Annotated in this window: 7 protein-coding genes; 6 read left to right on the top strand and 1 reads right to left on the bottom strand. The window is 63.5% G+C overall.

What is annotated here, in order from left to right; all coding sequences use genetic code 11:
• The 6 genes from yajC to EOA75_RS25775 all read left to right on the top strand — a co-directional run.
• On the top strand, positions 1-270 hold a 270-nt coding region (yajC, locus tag EOA75_RS25800; RefSeq protein WP_127325476.1), incomplete at its 5' end, for a preprotein translocase subunit YajC.
• Positions 271-325: 55 nt separating this feature from the next.
• The gene (gene secDF / locus EOA75_RS25795) at positions 326-2,881 is read left to right on the top strand and encodes a protein translocase subunit SecDF (RefSeq protein ID WP_095801856.1); all 2,556 of its coding nucleotides are present in this window, start codon (positions 326-328) and stop codon (positions 2,879-2,881) included.
• A gap of 126 nt (positions 2,882-3,007) precedes the next feature.
• Positions 3,008-3,397, top strand: a complete 390-nt coding sequence (locus EOA75_RS25790) for an Mth938-like domain-containing protein (RefSeq protein WP_067329577.1) — start codon at positions 3,008-3,010, stop codon at positions 3,395-3,397.
• Positions 3,398-3,405: 8 nt separating this feature from the next.
• On the top strand, positions 3,406-4,245 hold the full coding sequence (locus EOA75_RS25785; RefSeq protein WP_245466736.1) for a phytoene/squalene synthase family protein: 840 nt from the start codon (positions 3,406-3,408) through the stop codon (positions 4,243-4,245).
• 79 nt (positions 4,246-4,324) lie between these two features.
• The gene (locus tag EOA75_RS25780) at positions 4,325-4,750 is read left to right on the top strand and encodes a hypothetical protein (protein WP_127325475.1); all 426 of its coding nucleotides are present in this window, start codon (positions 4,325-4,327) and stop codon (positions 4,748-4,750) included.
• On the top strand, positions 4,750-5,700 hold the full coding sequence (locus EOA75_RS25775) for a sterol desaturase family protein (protein WP_206517034.1): 951 nt from the start codon (positions 4,750-4,752) through the stop codon (positions 5,698-5,700). Before EOA75_RS25780 ends, EOA75_RS25775 begins: the two co-directional genes overlap by 1 nt.
• Here EOA75_RS25775 and trmFO read toward each other — a convergent pair whose 3' ends face one another.
• Positions 5,701-7,110 carry a methylenetetrahydrofolate--tRNA-(uracil(54)-C(5))-methyltransferase (FADH(2)-oxidizing) TrmFO gene (trmFO, locus tag EOA75_RS25770; RefSeq protein WP_127245637.1) on the bottom strand — a complete coding sequence of 470 codons (1,410 nt, stop codon included), beginning with the start codon at positions 7,108-7,110 and terminating at the stop codon, positions 5,701-5,703.
• Between the last annotated feature and the right edge of the window lie 73 nt (positions 7,111-7,183).

Below are 7,183 nucleotides of genomic sequence, written 5' to 3'. Positions count from 1 at the left end.
TTTGTCCTGATTTTCGTGATCATGTATTTTCTGATCATCAGGCCGCAGCGCACGCAGCTGAAGAAGCGCCAGGAAATGCTGGCCGCAGTGCGCCGCGGCGATACGGTGGTGACCGGCGGCGGCTTCGTCGGCAAGGTGACCAAGGTGATCGACGACAACGAGCTGGAGATCGACCTTGGCGGCGGGACCAAGGTGACGGCGCTGCGCTCGACGATCTCCGACGTGCGCGTCAAGGGCGAACCGGTGGCGAACCAGAACGCCAAGAAGTAATCACCACCTCGATGGCGGAACGCTGCCGCTTGTACGCCTGAACGGATAAGAACGAATGCTTTATTTCTCGCGCCTGAAGATGATCCTGATCTGGCTGGCCGTGGCCGTCACAGTGGTCCTCGCCGCGCCCAACCTGTTCCCTGCAAGCATGCTGGCGCAACTGCCGAGCTGGGTGCCGAAGCGGCAGATGACGCTCGGCCTCGACCTTCAGGGCGGCTCGCACATCCTGCTTGAAATGAATCAGAACGATCTGATCAAGGATAGGATGGAGACGACGCGCGACGAGATCAGGACGCTGCTGCGCGAGGCCAATCCCAAGATCAATTACACCGGCCTTTCCGGTTCCGGCCGCACCGTGCAGGTTCGCATCACGGACCAGGCTCAACTCGACCAGGCCAAGAAAGTCCTGAAGCCGCTGACCGATCCGGTGGCGGCTGGACTGTTCAGCGGCGGCTCCATCCAGGAAATGTCGCTGGATGACTCCGAGCCCGGCCTGCTCAAATTCACGGTCACCGACGCCGGCCTGAAATACCGCACCTCAACGGCTCTGTCGCAGTCGATCGAAGTGGTCGAGCGCCGCGTCAACGAGCTCGGCACGACCGAGCCGATCGTGCAGCGGCAGGGCGACGACCGCATCCTTGTCCAGGTGCCGGGCCTGCAGGATCCGCAGCGGCTGAAGGAGATCCTCGGACAGACCGCCAAGCTGACCTTCCAGATGGTCGACCAGTCGATGCCTGTGCAGGATGCGCTGAAGGGCCGTCCGCCCGCAGGCTCTTCCGTCCTCTACTCGCAAGACGATCCGCCGGTCCCCTATCTCATCGAAAACCGCGTCATCGTTTCCGGCGAAAATCTGGTCGACGCGCAGGCGACCTACAATTCGCAGACCAACGAGCCGGTGGTTTCATTCCGTTTCGATTCCAAGGGAGCGACACGGTTCGGCCAGGCGACGGCGCAGAATGTCGGCAAGCTGTTCGCCATCGTCCTCGACAACCAAGTGATTTCGGCGCCGCAGATCCGTGAGCCGATCCTGGGCGGTACCGGGCAGATTTCCGGCAATTTCACCCCGCAGAGCGCCAATGACCTTGCCGTGCTGCTGCGCGCCGGCGCGCTGCCGGCAACGCTGACGGTCATCGAAGAGCGAACGGTCGGTCCAGGCCTCGGCCAGGATTCCATCCATGCCGGCAAGGTGGCGGGCGTGATCGGTTCGATCCTCGTCGTCGCCTTCATGTTCGTTGCATACGGCTTCCTCGGCTTCCTCGCCAACATCGCGCTGGCCGTCCACGTGGCGATGATCGTTGCGCTGCTGTCGCTGCTGGGCGCCACGCTCACTTTGCCCGGCATCGCCGGCATCGTGCTCACCATCGGCATGGCGGTGGACTCCAACGTTCTGATCTATGAACGCATTCGAGAGGAGCGGCGACTTGGCCGCTCGGTGATCCAGTCGATCGACACCGGCTTCGCCAAGGCGCTGGCAACGATCGTCGACTCCAATGTCACGTCGCTGATTGCCACCGTGGTGCTGTTCTGGCTGGGCACAGGACCGGTCAAGGGTTTCGCCATCACCTATGCGATCGGCATTCTGACCACCGTTTTCACCGCCTTCACCTTCACCCGCATGCTGGTGTCGATCTGGCTGCGCCGCGCCCGTCCGAAGGAATTGCCGCGCGCGCCGGTCACCTTCATTCCGCCCGGCACCAGGATCCCATTCATGGGTATCCGCCGCTGGACGTTCGCTTTGTCCAGCATCTTGTCGATCCTGTCAGTTGTCGGGTTCCTCACCATCGACATCAATTACGGCATCGACTTCAAGGGCGGCTCGATGATCGAGGTGCAGTCCAAGCAGGGCGACGCCGATCTCGGTGACATCCGCAACAGGCTCTCCGAGCTCAACATCGGCGAGATCCAGGTGCAGCAGTTCGGCGCGCCGAACGACGTTCTGATCCGCGTCGGCACGCAGGACGCCGGCGAGAATGCCGAGCAGACCGTCATCGACAAGGTGCGCGGCGAACTGCAGGACCAGTATGACTTCCGCCGCGTGGAGGTGGTCGGACCGACGGTCTCCGGCGAGCTCGCCAAGCAAGGCACGATCGCCATGCTCATCGCGCTGGTCGGCATCCTGCTCTATGTGTGGTTCCGCTTCGAGTGGCAGTTCGCCGTCGGCGCCATCATCGCCACGGTGCACGATGTGGTGATGACCATCGGCTTCTTCGTCATAACCGGACTGGAATTCAACCAGTCGTCGCTCGCGGCGATCCTGACCATCATCGGCTACTCACTCAACGACACCATCGTCGTCTATGACCGCGTCCGCGAAGACTTAAGAAAATACAAAAAGATGCCGTTGCCGCAGCTGTTGAACAACGCCATCAACGAGACGCTGTCCAGAACCACGCTGACCTCGGTGACCACCATCCTTGCGCTGTTGGCACTGGTGCTGTTCGGCGGCGAGGTGATCCGCTCCTTCACGCTGGCGATGCTGTTCGGCGTGGTGTTCGGCACCTATTCGTCGATCTTCATCGCCGCGCCGCTGCTGATCCTCTTCAAGCTCAGGCCGCAGGCCGCAGCCGCCGAAGAGACCAAGCCGGCGAACGGCAAGGCCGTGGCGACCTGAAGCCGTCAGAGCCGGATGATCTCAGGTCGAGTCGAACTGAGATCTGAATCCGCTCTAAATCAAAGAGATAGAGCATAATGTCGTCCGAAAACCGCTCCACCCTTTTCGGCATCATGCTCTAGCCCCATGGCCAAAGGCATCGTCATCCGAGAGGCGCATTTCCCGGGCAGGGCGCCGGTCGAGGCCTATGGCAATGGCGGGTTCCGCTTTGCCGACATGTCGCATCGAGGCTCGCTGCTGTGCCTGCCGTCCGGTATCCATGGCTGGGAGCCGGCCGATCCGCTGGCGCTAAAAGCTTCGGACTTCGACAAGCTGTTCGCCCAGGCCGACAAGGTAGAAATCCTGCTGGTCGGCACCGGCAAGGATCTGCGGCCGCTGCCGGCTGCACTCCGCTCCGCGCTGAAAGAGGCCGGCATTTCGGCCGACCCGATGTCGACGGGCGCGGCCGTGCGCACCTACAACGTGCTGCTGGCCGAGGACCGTGCCGTGGCCGCAGCGCTGATCGCCGTCGATTGATGGCCGGCATGCCCAACATGGTCATGGATGCGGTGCGTGCCGCAGACCATGATCGCTATCTGTCCGCGCTCTACGCGCCCGCCGACAGGCGTGACGCGTTGCTTGCGCTCTATGCCTTCAATGCCGAGGTCGCCGGCGTTCGCGACCGCATCCACGAGCCGCTGCCGGGCGAGGTCCGGCTGCAATGGTGGCGCGATGTCCTCTTGGCCGAGGGCGAGGCGGAGACAGGTCATCCGACCGCCGACGCGCTGAGGGCGGCGATCGCCGCCAACCATCTGCCGAAGGCCGCTTTCGAGAACATGCTCGAAGCGCGTATCTTCGATCTCTACAACGATCCGATGCCGTCGCGGACCGACCTTGAGGGTTATTGCGGCGAGACGGCCGCGGCGATCATCCAGCTTGCGGCCATGGTGCTCGATCCGAATGCCGCGCCACGCTTTGCCGAACTGGCGGGCAGGGCGGGCTGCGCGCAGGCCATCACCGGCTTGCTGCTTTTGTTGCCGCTGCACCGTCGCCGTGGACAGTGCTTTATCCCCTCCGATATCCTGGCAGCCGCCGGCACCTCGCCGGAAGAGTTCGTCAAGGGCGACGGCGATGCTGCCGCGGAGCGCGCGGTCGGGGCGATGATCGCGCTGGCGCGAGAGCATCTCGGCGCTTTCGAGAAGGGCGCGTCGGCTCTCCCCGCGTCGCTGCGCCCCGCCTTCCTGCCGCTGGCGCTCACACATGCCTATCTCGACAGGATGGAAAAGCCGGGTCGGTCTCCACTCGGGGGCACTTCGACCCTCTCAACCCTGCGCCGGCACTGGCTGCTCTTGCGTCATGCCATGCGCGGCTGGACGCCCCTTTGACGTAAACGTCAACCATGCTAGGGGTTCTGCGCGTGGACTCGCATCAGAGAAATGCGAGCCAGCGGAGGACCGCCTTTCCATGAGCCTGCCAGTTTTGGTCGTCCTTGTCGTGTTCGGCATCGCGCTGTCGGTGGCGGCCGTGCATTTCACCGGCGGTACGACGACCGCGACGCTTGCCGGGGCTGAACACGCGCTCGCGCGTTTTGCCGAAGACTTTTCAGACGAAAAGCCTCGGGCGGTCAGGCTGACATCGGACAGGCAAGCCGCCGTCCTGGAACTCGACCCGCAACGCTGCGGCATCGTCCAGAGCATCGGCGACCGTTTCCTAACCCGCATCGTCACGCCGCGGGATGTGCTCGCCCTGGTACGGCAAGGGAATGTCTTGTCGCTGCGAATGGATGATTTCACCTGGAAAGGCGGGCGGTTTGCCTTCGCCGACGAGGCAGACGCGCTGACTGTGGCGGCGGTGCTGCTGAAGCACGATCAGATCCGAGAGGCGGCGTGATGGACGATTACAATTTCCCGCAGGTCACCCAGCTTGCCATCCCGTTCTTCGTCACGGCGATCCTGATCGAGCTCTGGCTGGTACGCACCGGCCGCGCCAAGGGATCGTTCGAGACGCGCGACACGCTGGCCAGCCTGATGATGGGGACGGGCAATGTCGTCGCCGGCCTGCTGCTCGGTGTCGTATCCTACTGGGCGCTGCTGTGGCTCTGGCAGTTCCGTTTCTTCAATCTCGGCCTGTCGATCTGGGTGTTTGTCGCCGCCTTCCTGCTCGATGATTTGCGTTACTATGTCTACCACCGCATCGCGCATCGGGTGCGCTGGGTTTGGGCCGAGCACGTCAACCATCATTCCAGCCAGCATTACAATCTCTCGACGGCGCTCCGGCAAAGCTGGACCGGTCTCTTCCCCTTCATGTTCGTGCTGCAGGCGCCGCTGGTGCTGCTCGGCTTCCATCCGGCCGTCATTGCGTTCGTCTTCGGCTTCAACCTCGTCTGGCAGTTCTGGATCCACACCGAAACGATCGGCAAGATGTGGGGCTGGTTCGAATTCGTCTTCAACACGCCCTCGCACCACCGCGTCCACCACGCCACCAATCCGCGCTATCTGGACGCCAACTATGCCGGCACGCTGATCGTCTGGGACCGCATGTTCGGCACTTTCGTTGCGGAACTGGACGAGGACCGGCCGCGCTACGGCATTGTCAAGAACATCGGCACCTTCAACCCGCTGAAGGTCGCCTTCCATGAATGGATCGGCATGTTCAAGGATGCGATGATGCCTGGACTGACGCTCGGCCAGCGTCTCAGCTATCTGATCCAGCCGCCAGGCTGGAGTCATGACGGCTCGCGCGATACGTCGGAGACTTTGAAGGCGGCCTATGTGCGGAGGAATCCGTCCGAAGCAGGAAAACCGGGATTGCCGGCGGCGAGTGCCGAGTCGGCGGAGTAGCTATTCCGCTGCCTGCGCCTGCGAAGGCAGGCCCAGCCACACGCGACAATCGGCCAATGCGCGCGCCGTGATCGCGCGGCGCTTGGCAACGGTCTTGTCCTTGCCGCGCAGGCGCTTGCCTTCGGACTTTGGAGCCTCGACCGGCGGGAACAGGCCGAAATTGACGTTCATCGGCTGGAAGGAGCGCTTGCCCGGCTCGTCGTCGGAGACGATGTGGCCGCCGGTAATATGGTTGAGCAGCGCGCCGAAGGCCGTGGTCGACGGCGGCAGTGAGGCCGCCCGGCCGAGCCGTTCGGCCGCGGCGAAGCGGCCGGCGAGCAGGCCGATCGCGGCGCTTTCGACATAGCCTTCGCAACCGGTGATCTGGCCGGCAAAACGCAGGCCGGGGCGCGACTTCAGCTGCAGCGACGGATCGAGCAGCGTCGGCGAGTTGATATAAGTGTTGCGGTGCAGGCCGCCGAGGCGGGCGAATTCGGCATTCTCCAGTCCGGGAATGGTGCGGAAGATGCGGACCTGCTCGGCATGCTTCAGCTTGGTCTGGAAACCGACCATGTTGTAGAGCGTGCCCAGCGCATTGTCCTGGCGAAGCTGCACCACTGCATAGGCTTTGACCGACGGATTGTGGACGTTGGTCAGCCCCATCGGCTTCATCGGCCCGTAGCGCAGCGTCTCGACGCCGCGCTCGGCCATCACCTCGATCGGAAGGCAGCCGTCGAAATAGGGCGTGCCTTCCCACTGCTTGAACTCGGTCTTTTGGCCCTCCAGCAACGCCGCCACGAAGGCGAGATATTGCTCCTTGTCCATCGGGCAGTTGATGTAGTCCTTACCGGTGCCGCCGGGGCCAACTTTGTCGTAGCGCGACTGGTACCAGCAGGTGTTCATGTCGATGGTGTCGAAATGCACGATCGGCGCGATGGCGTCGAAAAAGGCGAGCGCATCGGCGCCGGTTGCTTCGGCAATCGACTGCGCAAGCGAAGGCGCGGTCAGCGGACCGGTGGCGATGATCGCCTGGTCCCAATCCGCCGGCGGAAGTCCAGGCACTTCCTCGCGCTGGATGGCAATCAGCGGATGCGCTTCGATTTTTGCGGTTACTGCCTCGGAAAAACCGTCGCGGTCGACGGCTAAAGCGCCGCCGGCCGGGACCTGGTGGGCGTCGCCGGCGCTCATGATCAGCGAGCCGGCGAGCCGCATTTCGGCATGGAGCAATCCAACCGCATTGGTCTCGGCGTCGTCCGAGCGGAACGAGTTGGAGCAGACGAGCTCGGCGAGCCCGTCGGTCTTGTGCGCGTCGGTGCCGCGCACCGGGCGCATCTCGTGCAGCACGACCGGCACGCCGGCTTCTGCGATCTGCCATGCGGCTTCGGAGCCGGCGAGGCCGCCGCCGATGACGTGAACGGGATCTTTGCTCATGAGCGCCGAGATAGTCGCTTGGCGCGGCGAATGCAATTGCCGGCTTCGACGGGCCGACTACCTCCAAAACAAC

The sequence above is a fragment of the Mesorhizobium sp. M1A.F.Ca.IN.022.07.1.1 genome, assembly GCF_003997575.1.
Taxonomy (GTDB): Bacteria; Pseudomonadota; Alphaproteobacteria; order Rhizobiales; family Rhizobiaceae; genus Mesorhizobium.
The sequence above is the reverse complement of the archived record's forward strand: the minus strand, read 5'-3'. Positions and strand labels throughout refer to the sequence as shown.

Bases quoted from the DNA above. Each gene is read 5' to 3' on its own strand.
- EOA75_RS25790 (WP_067329577.1), top strand. From the start codon at position 3,008: ATGGCCAAAGGCATCGTCATCCGAGAGGCGCATTTCCCGGGCAGGGCG.
- EOA75_RS25785 (WP_245466736.1), top strand. From the start codon at position 3,406: ATGCCCAACATGGTCATGGATGCGGTGCGTGCCGCAGACCATGATCGC.
- trmFO (WP_127245637.1), bottom strand. From the start codon at position 7,110: ATGAGCAAAGATCCCGTTCACGTCATCGGCGGCGGCCTCGCCGGCTCC.
- EOA75_RS25780 (WP_127325475.1), top strand. From the start codon at position 4,325: ATGAGCCTGCCAGTTTTGGTCGTCCTTGTCGTGTTCGGCATCGCGCTG.
- EOA75_RS25775 (WP_206517034.1), top strand. From the start codon at position 4,750: ATGGACGATTACAATTTCCCGCAGGTCACCCAGCTTGCCATCCCGTTC.
- secDF (WP_095801856.1), top strand. From the start codon at position 326: ATGCTTTATTTCTCGCGCCTGAAGATGATCCTGATCTGGCTGGCCGTG.